Annotated in this window: 11 protein-coding genes; 5 read left to right on the forward strand and 6 right to left on the reverse strand. The window is 64.8% G+C overall.

What is annotated here, in order from left to right:
* Positions 1–507: 507 nt before the first annotated feature.
* On the reverse strand, positions 508–1218 hold the full coding sequence (locus BP26_RS0103960; RefSeq protein WP_029919285.1) for an esterase/lipase family protein: 711 nt from the start codon (positions 1216–1218) through the stop codon (positions 508–510).
* A 67-nt stretch (positions 1219–1285) separates the two neighbouring features.
* On the opposite strand from BP26_RS0103960, the gene BP26_RS0103965 reads away from it, so the two are divergent.
* Positions 1286–1765, forward strand: a complete 480-nt coding sequence (locus BP26_RS0103965; RefSeq protein ID WP_029919286.1) for an OsmC family protein — start codon at positions 1286–1288, stop codon at positions 1763–1765.
* 232 nt (positions 1766–1997) lie between these two features.
* Here the strand turns inward: BP26_RS0103965 and BP26_RS0103970 are convergent, their stop codons facing one another.
* Positions 1998–2351 carry a hypothetical protein gene (locus BP26_RS0103970; RefSeq protein ID WP_157572345.1) on the reverse strand — a complete coding sequence of 118 codons (354 nt, stop codon included), beginning with the start codon at positions 2349–2351 and terminating at the stop codon, positions 1998–2000.
* 527 nt (positions 2352–2878) lie between these two features.
* Here BP26_RS0103970 and BP26_RS0103975 point away from each other — a divergent pair.
* The 3 genes from BP26_RS0103975 to BP26_RS0103985 all read left to right on the forward strand — a co-directional run bounded on the left by BP26_RS0103975 (position 2879) and on the right by BP26_RS0103985 (position 5834).
* Positions 2879–3091 carry a cold-shock protein gene (locus BP26_RS0103975; protein WP_029919288.1) on the forward strand — a complete coding sequence of 71 codons (213 nt, stop codon included), beginning with the start codon at positions 2879–2881 and terminating at the stop codon, positions 3089–3091.
* A 250-nt stretch (positions 3092–3341) separates the two neighbouring features.
* Complete coding sequence (locus BP26_RS0103980; protein ID WP_029919289.1) at positions 3342–4487, forward strand: acyl-CoA desaturase; 1146 nt, start codon at positions 3342–3344, stop codon at positions 4485–4487.
* 93 nt (positions 4488–4580) lie between these two features.
* On the forward strand, positions 4581–5834 hold the full coding sequence (locus BP26_RS0103985) for a serine hydrolase domain-containing protein (protein ID WP_029919290.1): 1254 nt from the start codon (positions 4581–4583) through the stop codon (positions 5832–5834).
* A 15-nt stretch (positions 5835–5849) separates the two neighbouring features.
* Here the strand turns inward: BP26_RS0103985 and rluF are convergent, their stop codons facing one another.
* Complete coding sequence (gene rluF, locus BP26_RS0103990; protein ID WP_029919291.1) at positions 5850–6548, reverse strand: 23S rRNA pseudouridine(2604) synthase RluF; 699 nt, start codon at positions 6546–6548, stop codon at positions 5850–5852.
* A gap of 19 nt (positions 6549–6567) precedes the next feature.
* Positions 6568–8226, reverse strand: coding sequence for an AMP-binding protein (locus BP26_RS0103995; RefSeq protein ID WP_051748237.1), 1659 nt, complete (start codon positions 8224–8226; stop codon positions 6568–6570).
* A 376-nt stretch (positions 8227–8602) separates the two neighbouring features.
* On the opposite strand from BP26_RS0103995, the gene BP26_RS0104000 reads away from it, so the two are divergent.
* On the forward strand, positions 8603–10366 hold the full coding sequence (locus BP26_RS0104000; protein WP_029919293.1) for a TonB family protein: 1764 nt from the start codon (positions 8603–8605) through the stop codon (positions 10364–10366).
* Positions 10367–10497: 131 nt separating this feature from the next.
* On the opposite strand, the gene BP26_RS0104005 is transcribed toward BP26_RS0104000, so the two are convergent.
* Both BP26_RS0104005 and BP26_RS0104010 read right to left on the reverse strand, forming a co-directional pair.
* Positions 10498–12768: an acyl-CoA dehydrogenase gene (locus BP26_RS0104005; RefSeq protein WP_029919294.1), complete on the reverse strand. Its 2271-nt coding sequence runs from the start codon at positions 12766–12768 to the stop codon at positions 10498–10500.
* Between the two features lie 62 nt (positions 12769–12830).
* Complete coding sequence (locus BP26_RS0104010; RefSeq protein WP_029919295.1) at positions 12831–14978, reverse strand: 3-hydroxyacyl-CoA dehydrogenase NAD-binding domain-containing protein; 2148 nt, start codon at positions 14976–14978, stop codon at positions 12831–12833.
* Positions 14979–14989: the final 11 nt, after the last annotated feature.

Raw genomic sequence — 14989 nt, forward strand, 5'->3', positions numbered from 1 at the left:
GGGCGGGCTGGCCGCTTCGGACCCATGGGAAGTGGTGGCGAGGGCCGCGTCGGCGCCGCTGCGCCGGAAGTTACGGGGAATTACAGGAGGAAATCGCGGGCAATAAAAAAGGCCCGGCGTCTGGGGCGCCGGGCCTTAAGATCGGGGCAAACGCCGATTTACTTCTTTTTCTTCTTTGCGGCAGCCTTCTTCACCGGAGCCTTTTTCTTGGCAACGGCCTTCTTTTTCACAGCCTTCTTCGCAGCGGGCATGGGAACCTCCCAACTTCAAAATATGGCTAGTGCTATCAACGCCCATCGCTGACAGTCACGGGCCACGACCCATAGTGGCAAAGCTTGAGAAAAAACACAAGATCTAGTAGACGAAAATCTGTCAAGGCACAGAAGGCGAAATTTTCCCGTCCGCAAAAAAATGTTTCGTCCCCGCTTGCACAATTGCTCAAAACATGCGGTGGATACTGGGTTTTTTGCGATTTTGAAGACTTGATTTTTGTGCCGCGATGAGGGCCTAAACGCGCGTCAGGCGATCGGCGATGACGCGCAGCACCTGGCGGTTAACCACCAATCCGAAGTGACTTCCGCGCACTTCCGCGCATTCCGTGTTCGCCGCGGGGTCTTCCATCGAGCACTGCCAGGCGACGATGCCGTCGCTCTTCGAGTAGATCGCGGTGCATGGCACCGGCGGCGGCGTTGTGCGTTTGCGAAATCCTTCCCAGTCGAGATTCACCGGCTTGCCGCGATTGGCGAGACGGAACAATGCGAGCATGTTGTTGGCGTCGGGGCGTCCATTGATCGGACTGCCGAGCGTGAATACGCGCCGCACCAGTTGCGGCTGATGCCGCGCCATCTCACGCACGAACACGCCGCCGAGGCTCCAGCCGATCAGGCTCACCGGCGACTGGTGTTCGGAGCTGAGTTTCTCCAGCCGCTGCGTCAAAGCGTTCTTCAGCGCGGGACGCATGCCGAAGTTGGTGCCTTGATCCCAGCCGTAAGCCGCGTAACCCAGTTGATTCAATGCGCGGCGCAAAGGCAGCGTGGTGAGATCATTCGCGCCGAAGCCCGGCACGATCATCACCGGGTGGCCGTCGCCGGCCGGCATTCCGCGGATGCTCAGGCTGCGCAGCAGAAACCAGGGCATCTCTGCGAACACGCGCAGCTCCAGCGCAAGCAGGTGCAGGCGCGGTGCGCGGATGTCCGGCATCCCGGATGGCTGGCTCATGCTGATTCCCCCCTCGTTGTTTACGGTGCATTATCACCGCAACGCCTCGGATAAATCAGGAGCGGATATGAGCGGCGGCAAGCACGATTATTTCGCTACGGTCTTGTGGCAGCGCAACAATGACGAGAAGTACACCGATAACCGCTACTCGCGCGCGCATCAATGGCGCTTCGATGGCGGCGTGGTGGTGGCGGCTTCGAGTTCTCCCAAGGTGGTGCCGTTGCCGATGTCGGCGGAAGCCAACGTCGATCCGGAAGAGGCCTTCATCGCAGCGCTGTCGTCTTGCCACATGTTGTTCTTCCTTTCTTATGCGGCGCAACGCGGCTTCGTTGTCGATCGCTACGAGGACCAGGCGGTCGGCACCATGGGCAGGGATGCGCAAGGACGTACTGCGATGTTGAAGGTGACGCTGCGTCCACGCATCAGCTTCAGCGGCGACAAGCATCCGAGTGCCGCCGACATCGACACACTCCACCATCGTTCGCACGACGATTGTTTCCTGGCCAATTCGGTGAAGACCGAAGTGGTGGTGGAGAACCCTGCATGAAAGTGGAAAAAGATGCCCTGGCGGAGGGTTTCAGCCGATTGCCGCTTTCTTGCACTTTGCGGCCTAAAAGAGCCTGTTGATGTGGTTTTGGGGTTTTCCTGGGATGTTCCCGGGCGCTACCCTCCGAGCGGGTAGTCTGCACCAGAATAGTGCGTTTTGGGGAAGGATCAGCCTGCCGGTATTTTCCAGGCCTATGGGAGGACCGCCGGCGGATGAAAACGCTCAGCCTTGGCTAGGCGGGCTGGTGCGCCAGCCCGGTTTCGCAGACTTGCTCGGGCAGGCGCTCGAGCTCCATTGCGGTGAGTCGGGCCAGAATCAGGGTGCCGTGATTGCTCAGCAGCGGCTTGTAGCCGTCCCGGACAATGCCGGCGCGGGCCAGGGCGCGGTGCAGCTCGGCGTCGCGCAACACGATCTGGTCTTCCTCGCAGATCCAGTCGATATCGACGGTTGCCGGAAGCGGCGGTCCAAAGCCGCGCGGCTCGCGCAAGGACAGGCGCAGGCGCCGGCCGCCGGGGTACAGGCTCCAGATCGGGCGCAGGGAACGCCCCGAGTGTTGTACCAAGGCCAAGCCGTCTGTTGCTGGCATACGCATCCTTGCCGATCCAGATCCGGTAGTCATGGGCATGTGACACCGTAACCACGGCGGAACTCTGCGTCAGGTGGATCGGAGGACGGTCATGACCGATGGATGGCGCAAAATATGAATTAGTCCTCATGTTTTGCGTCTGCTGGAGTGGCCGATGACGAGCCGGAGCGGGCCGCGCCTGTCTGCCATCCCTTTTTGCGGATTTTCGATGCCGGCGCTCCTTATATAAGGAAGGCGCCTGCTCCGGCCCGCCCGGCCTGTGCCGGGGCCATGCCGGCGGCCCGCAAGGCGCGCCCCCGCCTGCTTTGCGGCCTTCAGCCCGGAAAGTCCCCGGGGCGTAAGGGATTCGACAGCGGCCAAAGAACGGGGTAGAGTGCTCTCCGCAATTGTTTCAAGCAGTCCGTACCGCGGTCCTTTACCCGCTTCCCAAAGCGGCGCTTTGTAATGTCTCCCGGCACCTCCTTGATCGCTTGCACACCCGGGTTAACGCCCGTCCATCATTTGTTTTATCGTAAAAGGAATGTCGTATGGCAGATAATTCTACTGGTACCGTGAAGTGGTTCAACGACGCGAAAGGCTTCGGCTTTATCACGCCGTCGGATGGTGGTGAAGACCTCTTCGCCCACTTCAAGGAAATCCAGGGCACGGGTTTCAAGACCCTCAAGGAAGGTCAGCGCGTTGAGTACAAAGCTGCGCGCGGCCCGAAGGGCATGCAGGCGACTCAGATTCGCCCGCTGTAACCCAAGCAGCACCGCTTAGAAAAACCGCGGCTAATCACCGCGGTTTTTTTTATGGGCGAAGGGTCTGCCGGAGCGGATCTCCCGGACCGGCCGGCCCCGGTGGTCCGGCCCCGCTTGACCGCTCGACGGGTGCCTTCGCTTCCAGTGAGTTTTGACTATTGGCGGCGCGCCCCGCGGCATGCTCCAATAGCCCTCGCAATCGACCCCGATTGTTTGCCGCATGCGGCCTGGATGCCGCCAGAGTCCATACATGACCGATGCTGTCGCGGAAGCCCCCAAGGCTTCCATCAACACCCCCGCCGTCATCATGTTTTCCATCTCCACGGTTGGCGCCCTGACGGTGCTGCCCTGGTATGCCTGGAGCCACCATCTCGGCGCCGGGCCCTGGATCTTCTTCGCCTTCACCATGTGGGCCACCGGCCTGTCGATCACCGCCGGCTACCACCGCCTGTGGTCGCACCGCGCCTATGAAGCGCACTGGACGCTGCGCCTCTTCTACATGCTGTTCGGCGCCATGTCGCTGCAGAACAGCACCCTGATCTGGGCCTCGATGCACCGCGTGCATCACAAGAACGTCGACGATATCGACAACGACCCGTATTCGATCAAGCGCGGCTTCTGGTACGCCCACATGGGCTGGATGCTGCGCAATTATCCCAGCAGCGCGCTGGACTTCAGCAATGCCCGCGACTTGCAGCAGGATCCGCTGGTGGCGTTCCAGCACCGGCATTACCTGGGCCTGGCGCTGGGCATGAACATCGCGTTCCCTGCCCTGGTCGGCGCTGCCTTCGACGATCCCTGGGGTTTCATGCTGATCGGCGGCCTGCTGCGCCTGGTGGTCAACCACCACCTCACCTTCTTCATCAACTCGCTGGCCCATTACTGGGGCCGCCGCCCATACACCGCCGACAACACCGCGCGCGACAACGACATCATCGCCCTGTTCACCTACGGCGAGGGGTACCACAATTTCCATCACCTGTTCCAGTGGGATTACCGCAACGGCGTGCGCTGGTGGCAGTTCGATCCGACCAAGTGGTGGATCGCCGGCTGGTCCGCCGTCGGCGTGACCCGCGGCCTCAGGCGCGTGCCCGAGTTCAAGATCCAGCGCGCCATGCTGCAGCGCCAGTTCGAGCGCACCCAGGAAAAGCTGCGCGCCTGCAGCCATCCGGGCCGCCTGGCCGAATTGCAGAAGCTGTTCGAGCACGAGATGGAGGCCTTCTCCGTCACGCTCAACGAGTGGAAGAAGCTGCAGGCCGAGCGCATCGATGCCGCGCGCAAGCAGATCGCCGGACAGTGGGAGCATAGCGAGGCGCGGCGCCGCTTCCAGGCGCTGGAGCATAGTCTGCGTCTACAGCGCCGGCGCGTGCGCCTGCTGCGTCTGCAGACCGCCTGATCGCCCGCCCCTGACATAAGAAACGCCGCGCCGGCAACCGGCGCGGCACCATCGCATCCAGGGCTCCAAGAAGCCCATCGGGAGAGCAGGCCAATGCCAGTGTTCCGCCGGCAGCAGCACAGCATCGTGGTCCCCCACGATCTGCGCGCGCTGACCACCATCGACCGCGCGCACGAGGTGTTTCCACCGCGCGCCGGCCTGGCCCGCGAAGATGCCCGCGAGATCTGGCACGCCGTGCAGGCCCTGTACCGCTCCGGCGCGCATCCGGCGATGAGCCTGTGCCTGCGGCGGCGCGGCCAGATCGTCTTCAACCGCAGCATCGGCCACGTCTTCGGCGGCGGCCCGCGCGACCTGCACGATGCCCATCGCATGCTGCTCACGCCGGAGATGCCGGTGTGCCTGTTCTCCGCGTCCAAGGCCGTCACCGCCATCCTGATCCACAAGCTGGCCGAAGACGGCGCCATCGATCTCGACGTCCCCGTGAGCCGCTACCTTCCCAAGTTCGGCCAGGCCGGCAAGCAGGGCATCAAGGTGGCGGATGTGCTGTCGCACCGCGGCGGCTTCCCCTCCATCGCCCTGCCCAAGGCCGAGCGCAAGATCGAGTTGCTCAATGATTGGGACCGGGTCATCGAGCTGATCTGCCGTGCGCCGCAGACCCACAGCCGCCAGCTGGCCTACCACGCCATCACCGGCGGCTTCATCCTGGCCGAGCTGCTGCAGCGGGTCACCGGGCGGTCCCTGCGCGAGTACCTGGATCAGCACATCCGCCAGCCGCTGGGCATGAAGCACTTCACCTACGGATTGCCGGCGCAGTACCGCGGCCAGGTGGCGGTGAACTACGTTGCCGGGCCGCCGGTGCGCTTCCCGCTATCCAAGGTGGTGGAGCGCGCCCTGCTGGCGCCGTTCGACGAAGTGGTGGAAGCATCCAACTCGCAGACCTTCATGGATGCCGTGATCCCCGCCGGCAACATCTACTCCACGGCCGAGGAGCTGTCGCGCTTCTTCCAGATGCTGCTCGATGGCGGCGTGTGGAACGGCCGGTGCATCCTCAAGCCCGAAACCGTGGCGCGGGCCGTGGCGCCGCGCGGCCGCCTGTCGGTCGATCGCATGCTGATGATCCCGATGCGCTACAGCGAGGGCATGATGCTCGGCGCCAATCCCTTCGGCCTCTACGGCCCGGATACGGCGCAGGCTTACGGCCATCTCGGCTTCATCAACATCCTCGGCTGGGCCGATCCGCAGCGCGAGATTTCCGCTGCCCTGCTCACCACCGGCAAGGCCATCCTGGGCAAGCACCTGGTGCTGCTGGGCAAGCTGCTCTCGGCCATCGCGCGGCGCTGCGAGTAGTTCGCGCCGCCCGCTTCAGAACTCGCGCCCCGGCAACAGCCCGCGCAATTCCTCGGCCGTCAGGTCGCGCCAGGCCCCGACCTTCAGGTTGCCCAGGCGCAGATTGATGATGCGCACCCGTTGCAGACGCCGCACGTCGTAGCCGAAGGCTTCGCACATGCGGCGGATCTGGCGATTCAGCCCCTGCGTCAGCACGATACGGAAGACGCGGTCGCCGACGCGGCTGGTGCGGCAGGGCTTGGTGGTCGTTTCCAGCTCCGGCAGGCGCACGCCCTTCGCCATCCCGTCGAGAAAGTCGGCCGTCACCGGGCGGTCCACGGTGACGATGTATTCCTTCTCGTGCTTGTTTTCGACGCGCAGGATCTCGTTGACGATGTCGCCGTTGTTGGTGAGCAGGATCAGTCCTTCGGAATCCTTGTCGAGGCGGCCGATGGGGAAGATGCGGTCGGGGTGGTTGACGAAGTCGATGATGTTGCCGGCGATGTGGCGTTCGGTGGTGCAGGTGATGCCCACCGGCTTGTTCAGCGCGATGTAGACCTGCCGCTTCTTCGCCCCCACCACGCGCCCATTGACCCGGACCTCGTCGCCCTCGCTGACCTGCGCGCCCAGCTCGGCGCGCTTGCCATTGATGCTGACGCGCCCCTGCTCGATCCAGCTGTCGGCTTCGCGGCGGGAGCAGATGCCGGTTTCGCTGATGTATTTGTTGAGGCGCATGCGTAATGCAAGAAGCAGCCTAAGCCTCCCAAACCACCTTCACATCCCGCCGGTTCTCACAAGCATGCAACGCATCCCCAAACCGCTTCTCCACCTCGTTGCGCCGCACCTTCATGGTCGGCGTCATCAGGTTGTTGTCGATGGTCCAGGCATCCTTGCAGATGTAGATCTTGGCGATGGCCTCGTGCGCTTCCAGGGCGGCGTTGACCTGCTCCATGGTGGCCACCAGTTCCTTCTCCACCACCTCGCGCGGCTTCTTGGCCGCATCGGGGGTCAGCGACAGGACCATGATCGGCTGGAACAGGCCGGAGCCGACCAGGCACATCTGGTCGATATCGTTGTTGCTGCTGAAGGCGCCTTCGATCGGGGCGGGCGTGACGTACTTTCCCTTCAGGGTCTTGAAGATTTCCTTGACGCGGCCGGTGATGTACAGATAGCCGTCCTGGTCGAGGCGGCCGACGTCGCCGGTGTGCAGCCAGCCGTCCGGGGTGAACAGCTCGGCGGTTTTCTGCGGGTCCTTGTAGTAGCCGGGTGTGACGCCGGGATGCTTGTTCTGGATCTCGCCACCGTCGCCGATGCGCATCAGTGAATCGGCGTAGGGCTTGCCGACGCTGCCGATGCGGTTGGCGCCGGGCAGGTTGACGCTGGCGTAGATCGAGTTCTCGGTCATGCCGTAGCCTTGGTAGATATCGATGCCGAGCTTGCTGTAGAAATTGAGCACCGGCACGGGCAGCGGTGCGGCGCCGCTGACGCGCAGCCAGCAGCGGTCCAGGCCCAGGCCCTTGCGGACCTTTTTCTTGATGTAGCCGGACAGCAGGGGAATCTTCAGCAGCTTGTCGAGTTTCTTCTGCGGCAGCTGCTTGAGGATCTGGCCCTGGATGCGGGTCCACACCAGGGGCACGCCGTAGAAGCGGGTCGGCCGCACTTCCTTCAGGGTGTCGCCCAGCTTTTCCAGGTTTTCCAGGAACCATACTTGCGCGCCGAGGTAGACACTGACGCTTTCCACCGCGCCGCGTTCGAAGGCGTGCGCCAGCGGCAGGTAGGACAGGAAATGCTCGCCTTCCGGGCGCGCCGGCATGGCTTTCACCGCGCCGGCGATGGTGAACATCAGGTTGCGCTCGGTGACGATCACGCCCTTGGGATTGCCGGTGGTGCCGGAGGTGTAGATCAGGCTCCAGGGATCGTCCGGCTGGCGCGGCGCCGGCTGCGCCAGGGGCGCGTGCTTGGCGATGAGGTCATCCCAGTTATGTTCGCAGGCGGGCACGCCGGGATAGGGCAGGGCGATGCGGATCACGTCCTTGGGCAGGCAGGACATGAAGCTGTCCACGTCCGGCATCGGCCCGACGAAGACCACCTTGGCCTCGCAGTGTTCCACGATGAAGCGCACCGCGTCCTCGGACTGCTTCGGGTACAGGCCGACGCCCACATAGCCGCCGATGCCGGCGGCGAAATCGGCCATGAACCAATGCGCGGTGTTCATGCCGGTAATGGCGATGGCGCTGCCGGCCGGTACGCCCAGCGCTTGCAGCGCGGCAGCCATGCGCCGCGACTGCTCGGCCACTTCGGCCCAGGTATAGGTCTGCCAGACGCCCTTGCGCGGCTGGTGCAGATAGGGGGTATTCGGCGTGGTTTGTGCCCTGTGAAGCAGCATCTGCACCGGGTTCAGCGTTTCGCTCATCGTCTCCTCGACTTTTTGGAGGTTTTTCGGGAATTTGGTGAAGCGGGCGGGTTTTTGCCAGAGCCCGTTCCTGAGGCGCTCATCGTAACCAAACGCCCGTCGCCACGCTCGAATCTGCGCATTTGGTGTGGGTTTTGGCCATTGCGCCAGAACTTTACGTGGGCGGCGGGCGCCGCCACTTGACGGCAAGATTGTTGCAACCCTGAAATACAGGCATATCAAGGTTCCGGTACCCGGCCGGCGGGTCCGCCCAGGCGGACTCCCCCCATGGCATCGGCACATCAACCAAGCGTGATGCCGGCGGATCCACAGGACCGCCGGCAGCCGTGCAATCGCCGAAACATACGGCGGGGCGCGGCGGGGAAAGGGAGTCACAATGAGTACTGCGCAGACTGCGTCGCCTCTGGCGGCGGGTACGCGGCTTGATGCGTATGAAATCGCCGGCGTACTGGAGCAAGGACGTTTCAGCATTACCTACCTGGCCCGAGACGGCGTCGGTGGCGAGGTAGCCATCCAGGAGTTCCTGCCGCACGAGTTCGCGGTGCGCGAGAATGGTGTGGTCCGGGCGCGGGAGGTGGACGATCGCACCCCTTTGCGTTTCTGGCTGCGCAGCTTCCTCGACAAGGCGATGCTGTTGCAGAAACTCAATCACCCCGGGCTGGTGCGCGTGCTGCGGCAGTTCGAAGCCAACGGTACCGGTTACTACGTCACCGAGCGTGTTGCCGGGGAGACCCTGGCCGCCATCGTCGAACGCGAAGGCGTACTGGGCGAGGCGCAACTGCGCCGTTTGTTGACGCCGGTGCTGGCCGGCCTGGAGCAGGCCCATGCGGTGGGGCTGCTGCACCGGGACATCCGCCCGGAAAACCTGCTGGTGCGGCCGGACGACAGCGCGGTGCTGACCGGATTCGGTGTGCTGCGGGCGCCCATCCGCTTCAAGGCGCGCACCGTGTTCAGCGCCGGCACGCCGCCTTACGCCGCGCCCGAAGAGTTCTACATGGCCGGCCCGCATGGTCCCTGGACCGACCTCTATGCGCTCGGCGCCACCGCCTACCGCGTCATCACCGGCGAAGCGCCGCCGGATGCGCGCAGCCGCGCCAGCGGCCCGGCCCTGGCCCCGGTGGCGATGAAAGCGCGGGTGCGCTGCTCCGAGGCCCTCGCCTCCGCCATCGATGAAGCCCTGCACCTGCCCGCCGAGCAGCGGCCGCAATCGGTAGCCGCCTGGCGCAATGCCTTGCAGGGTACGGGCTCCGAGGAGCGGGAGCCGATTGTCGAAGGCTTTCCCTCCCTGGCTCCGCGTGCGGCTCCCCGGTCGCGCTCCAAGCTGCCGTTGTTGATCGGCGTGGTGGCGATCGCGGCCGCGGCCGGCGGCTATTTCCTGCTGGACTCCAAGGGCGCCATGGAGCAGCCGACCGCGGCGGCGCCGCCGCCGCCGTCCCAGGCCCGAGCGGTCGCAGCGCCCGCACCGGCGGCCGCGGTGCCGCCAGTTGCGGATACCCCCAGCGCGGCGGCTGCGCCCGCACCGGCACAGGGCGACGCCGGGCTCGACCGCCTGGCGCTCGACCTGATGGCCAAGGAAAAGAAGGTCGCCGAGGCACGCGATCAGTTGCAGACGCAGCGGGAGCAGGCGGCGCAGGAAACGAAAACCAGCTCTGCCGCCAGCGGCAGGACGGCCGCCACGGCAGCTGCGGCGCCACCGGCGCCTTCGCAGGCGGAACTCGAGGCCGCCGAGCATCTGCGGCAACTGCAGGCGGAGGTGGACCGGCTGCGCAAGGAAAAGGAGGCGCAGGCCGCCGCCGCGCCGGCCATGGTTGCCAGTGCCGCCACGCCGACCCGCAGCGGTCCGGACTGGTCGACCTGGTATCGGGAAGCCACCGGCAACGTCCGGCAGAACCTGCACTATCCGCAGGACTCCCTGCAGTCCGGGGAGGAAGGCGACATCCTGGTCAAGGTCAGGCTGCGCCGCGACGGCACCGTGGTCCGTGCCGAGATGCAGCAGCGCAGTCCGTACTCTCAGCTCAATCGCGAGGCGCTCGAAGTATTTTCTCGCATCGGCCGTTTCGCGCCGTTGCCCAGCGATTACCAGCCGAACAACGCGGAAGTCGATCTCAGCATGCCGATCAACTTTAAATTGAACGACTGACGTCCTGTCCAAGCACCGCGCCGTCCCTGGCGCGGACTGTTGAAACAAGCGGGGCGCGGCTGCTTCTCCAGCTTCAAATAAAAAGCCCGTCGCGGGTATCCCGCGACGGGCTTCTTTTCTTCGAGCCGGGCTCAGCCGTTGGCGGCCCGCTTCAGCTGCGGGGCCTCGCCCAGCTGCAGGCCGCCGTTCTTGGCGACCACGCCGAAATACTGCTCCGGCGTGAACACGTCCACCTCGATCGCTTCCAGCCGTGCCGCGCTGGCCTTGCGCAGCAGGGCGGCTTCCTCGGCGCTGATGATGCTCTGGTTGGCCGCATCCTGAGCCAGTTCCTCGGCGGCGCCGCGCGGCAGCTGCTTGTTCTTCTGCGCCGCATGGATCTTGGCCAGTACCGGCTCGGCCTGGGCCAGCAGCTTGAACGCCTTGATCAGGCGGCCGGTGCCGAGGCTCTCGTCCGGCGAGATGAACACGCCGTTGGTGAGGCGACGGTACTGCTCGCTGGGCGACTGGATCGCCAGGGCGGCCTGGTTGCCGAGCTTGTCGCCGGGAAGGTGCCCGACCGGATTGATGCGCAGGAACAGCGTGCCCACGGTGCGCAGCCAGAAGCCGAGCAGGCCGCCGCCGAAATTGGCGTAGATGCCGGCGAAGGCTTCCTGCACCCTGGCCAGGGCGTACTGCACCGAGTAATGCACCAGCGGCAGGTCTTCCTGCTTGCGGCCTTCGGCCTCGAAGCGGCGCAGCGCGCCGGTGGCCAGGATCATCCAGGCCAGCGCGTCGGAGTAGCGGCCGGTGAGCTTGCCGCGCACCTTGAGCTTGCCGCCGATGGTGAACATGGCCAGGTCGGTGAGCACGGCGAAGCGTGTCGCGCTCCAGCTCATCAGGCGATAGTAGCGGGCGGTGGGGCCGCTCACCGGCGAGCCGGCGGTGAGGCCGCGGGTCAGGTAATGCACCCAACTGCGCAGGATGTTGAGGATGAAGTGGCCGATCCAGCCCACCAGGTTCTTGCGGAACAGGGCGACATTGTTCTCCTCCACGCCCTGGACCACCTTGAGCGCGTAGGGATGGCAGCGGGTGGCGCCCTGGCCGAATACCATCAGGGTGCGCGTCATGATGTTGGCGCCTTCCACGGTGATGCCCACCGGCGCCGACTTGTAGCCCATGCCGAGGATGTTGTTCGGGCCCTGCATCACGCCCGAGCCGGAGAACACGTCCATGCCGTCGGCGGTGAGTTCGCGCGCGAGGTCCGTGGTGTAGGCCTTCATGATCGCCGACACCACCGGCGGCTGGATGCCGCTGTCCACCGCGGAGCAGCCGAAGACGCGCGCGCCGTCGAGCATGTAGGTGAGGGCGGCGATCTTGCCGATCTTCTCCTCGATGCCTTCCATGCGGCCGATGGAGATGCCGAACTGCTGGCGCACCATCGAGTAGGGGCCGGTGACGGCCGCCACCGCCTTGGCGCCGCCGACCGCGCCGGCCGGCAGGCTGACCATGCGGCCGCCGGCCAGCTGTTCCATCAGCATGCGCCAGCCCTGGCCGGCGCCTTTCTCGGCGCCGATGATGTTCTTCACCGGCACCACCACGTCCTTGCCGATCAGCGGGCCGTTGTAGAACGGATCGCCGATGGGATCATGGTGATCGCCGTTGGTGAAGCCCGGCGTGCCCTGATGCACCAGCACGCAGGTGATGCCCACGTCCTCGCCCTTGCCCAGCAGGTTCTGCGGATCGTGCAGGCGGCAGGCGATGGTGGCGAGATTGGCGATCGGCGCCAGCGTGATGTAGCGCTTGCGGAAGTTGAGCTTGATCTTGGTCTCGCCGTCGCTGTCCTTGAACACCAGGCCTTCGGCCTTGATCGAGGCGGCGTCGGAGCCGGCGGTCGGCTCGGTCAAGCCGAAGCAGGGCACATACTCGCCGGCGGCCAGCTTGGGCAGGTAGCTGTCCTTCTGCTCCTGCGTGCCGTAATGGATGATCAACTCGGCGGCGCCCAGCGAATTGGGGATCACCACGAAGGTACCCACCGTGGCGCTGACCGGGCCGATCTTGGCCATGATGGTGCTGATGCCCAGGATCGAGAACTGCTTGCCGCCGTACTGCTTCGGAATGAGGAAGCCCATCATGCCGGACTTCTTGATGAACGCGAGGATCTCCTCGGGCATCTGCTTGGTGCGCCCGATGTCGTAGCGGTCGACCATGCGGCACAGCTCTTCCACCGGTCCGTCGAGGAAGGCCTGCTCTTCCGCCGACAGCTTGTTGTAGTTCTCCGCCAGGATCTTCCTGAAATCCGGCTTGCCGGCGAAGAAGCCGCCGTCGATCCACACCTTGCCGGCTTCGAGGGCCTGCCGCTCGGTATCCGAGATCTGCGGCAGGATCTTGTTGGCCTTCATCCAGTTCATCAACAATCCAAACATGGCGTCTACTCCGGAATTCGTTTCATACGCACCGCTCATGCGGCGCGGCAACAACTAAAACATTACGTGAAGCTCTTGCCGGCCTTGGCCATTTCGACCAGGATCGCCGCCGGCTTGAAGCGCGGGCCGTATTTCGCCGCCAGCTCTTCCGCGCGCTTGACGAACTTGTCCACGCCGTAGGCATTGATGAACTGCAGCGCCCCGCCCTGGTGGGGTGCGAAGCCCCAGCCGAAGATCGAGCCGATATTGGCATCGGCCACGGTCATGACCACCTTCTCCTCGTAGCACCTTGCCGCCTCGTTGGCCTGGGCGAACATCAAACGGTCCATCAATTCCTGCTGGCTCAACTGGTCCTTCGACAACGGGAAGTACTTGCTTAGTTCCGGCCACAGGTATTTCTGCCCGCCCTGCGGGTACTCGTAGAAGCCCTTGCCGGCCTTCTTGCCCGGGCGGTCGAGTTCCTTGACCATCAGCACCACCGCCTTCTCGCCGGGATGACCGGTGTAGGTCTTGCCCTCGGCGGCGAAGTCCTTGCGGGTCTGTTCCATCACGTGCAGCGACAGCGACATCGAAACCTCGTCGTGCACCGCCAGCGGGCCGACCGGCATGCCGGCCTGCACGCCCGCCACCTCGATCGAACGCGGATGCTGTCCGTCCAGCAGCAGCGCCAGGCCCTCCATCACGTAGGTCGAGAACGAGCGCGAGGTGTAGAAGCCGCGCGAATCGTTGACCACGATCGGCGTCTTCTTGATCTGCTGCACGTAGTCGAAGCCCTTGGCCAGCGTCGCTTTGGAGGTCTGCTCGCCGAGGATGATCTCGACCAGCGGCATCTTGTCCACCGGCGAGAAGAAATGCAGGCCGATGAACTGGTCCGGCCGCAGGCTGGCCTTGGCCAGGCCGGTGATCGGCAGGGTCGAGGTGTTGGAGGCGAAGGTCGCCGTGGCCGGGATCACCGCTTCGGTCTTCTTCGTCACGTCGGCCTTGATGGCGCGATCCTCGAACACCGCTTCGATCACCAGGTCGCAGCCTTCCAGGTCCTTGTAGTCGGCGGTCGGCTTGATGCGGTCGAGGAACACGCCCTTGCCGGCCGGGGTCTCGCGGCCCTTCTTGATCGCCTTGTCGAGCAGGCCGGCGGAATAACTCTTGCCCTTCTCGGCGGCTTCGGCGGTCGCATCCAGCAGCACCACTTCGATGCCCGCCTTGGCCGAGGAGTAGGCGATGCCCGCGCCCATCATGCCGGCGCCGAGCACACCCAGCTTCTTCACCGTGGACTTTTCGAAGCCTTCCGGTCGCGACTTGCCCTTGTTGATGGCATTGAGCTGGAACCACAACGTGCCGATCATGTTCTTCGACACCTGGCTCACGCCGAGGTTGGCGAAGTAGCGCGACTCGATGCGGCAGCCGCTGTCGAAATCGACGATGCCGCCCTCGAACACGCAGCTCATGATGTTGGTCAGCGCCGGGTAATTGCCCTGGCTCTTGGCGTCCGCCATGGACGGGGCGATGGCCCACATCTGCGCATTGGCGGGGGACTTGGAATCGCCGCCCGGCCACTTGAACTTCTTGTCGTCCCAGGGCTGCACCGGCTTCGGATTGGCCAGGCACCAGGCCTTGGCGCGCGCCAGCATTTCGGCGCCGTCCTTCACCAATTCATTGAGGATGCCCTGCTGCCTGGCCTGGTCGGCGCGCAGTTCCTTGCCTTCCAGCATCAGCGGCAGCGAGGCCTGGATGCCGATCAGGCGCGGCAGGCGCTGCGTGCCGCCGCCGCCGGGCAGCAGGCCCAGCTTCACTTCCGGCAGGCCGAACTTGGCTTTGGGATTGTCGACCGCGATGCGGTAATGGCAGGCCAGCGCCAGTTCCAGTCCGCCGCCGAGGGCGGTGCCGTTGAGCGCGGCGACCACCGGCCGGCCGGACTTCTCCAGGCGGCGCAGGATGTCCTTGAAGGCTTCTGCCATGTCGTACACGGATTTGACGTCCGTGTTCTTGTAAAGGCCTTCGATGTCGGCGCCGGCGAGGAATTCCTTCTTGCCGGAGGTGACGATCACGCCCTTCACACCGGCATCCTTCTCGATGCGCGCCACCGCCTCGGCGAGGCCGCGGGTGAGGGTCTCGTCGAGCACGTTCATCGAACGGCCCGGCAGGTCCAGGGTCAGGGTCACGATGCCGTCGGCATCCTGCTCGTAGCGCACTGCGGTATTGGTGTCGGCCATGGTTCTGGTGC

The organism is Nevskia soli DSM 19509 (assembly GCF_000711955.1).
Taxonomy (GTDB): Bacteria; Pseudomonadota; Gammaproteobacteria; order Nevskiales; family Nevskiaceae; genus Nevskia; species Nevskia soli.

Excerpts from the sequence above, each read along its gene's own strand:
- BP26_RS0103960 (WP_029919285.1), bottom strand. The coding sequence starts at position 1,218 with ATGAGCCAGCCATCCGGGATGCCGGACATCCGCGCACCGCGCCTGCAC.
- BP26_RS0103965 (WP_029919286.1), top strand. The coding sequence starts at position 1,286 with ATGAGCGGCGGCAAGCACGATTATTTCGCTACGGTCTTGTGGCAGCGC.
- BP26_RS0103970 (WP_157572345.1), bottom strand. The coding sequence starts at position 2,351 with ATGCCAGCAACAGACGGCTTGGCCTTGGTACAACACTCGGGGCGTTCC.
- BP26_RS0103975 (WP_029919288.1), top strand. The coding sequence starts at position 2,879 with ATGGCAGATAATTCTACTGGTACCGTGAAGTGGTTCAACGACGCGAAA.
- BP26_RS0103980 (WP_029919289.1), top strand. The coding sequence starts at position 3,342 with ATGACCGATGCTGTCGCGGAAGCCCCCAAGGCTTCCATCAACACCCCC.
- BP26_RS0103985 (WP_029919290.1), top strand. The coding sequence starts at position 4,581 with ATGCCAGTGTTCCGCCGGCAGCAGCACAGCATCGTGGTCCCCCACGAT.
- rluF (WP_029919291.1), bottom strand. The coding sequence starts at position 6,548 with ATGCGCCTCAACAAATACATCAGCGAAACCGGCATCTGCTCCCGCCGC.
- BP26_RS0103995 (WP_051748237.1), bottom strand. The coding sequence starts at position 8,226 with ATGAGCGAAACGCTGAACCCGGTGCAGATGCTGCTTCACAGGGCACAA.
- BP26_RS0104000 (WP_029919293.1), top strand. The coding sequence starts at position 8,603 with ATGAGTACTGCGCAGACTGCGTCGCCTCTGGCGGCGGGTACGCGGCTT.
- BP26_RS0104005 (WP_029919294.1), bottom strand. The coding sequence starts at position 12,768 with ATGTTTGGATTGTTGATGAACTGGATGAAGGCCAACAAGATCCTGCCG.
- BP26_RS0104010 (WP_029919295.1), bottom strand. The coding sequence starts at position 14,978 with ATGGCCGACACCAATACCGCAGTGCGCTACGAGCAGGATGCCGACGGC.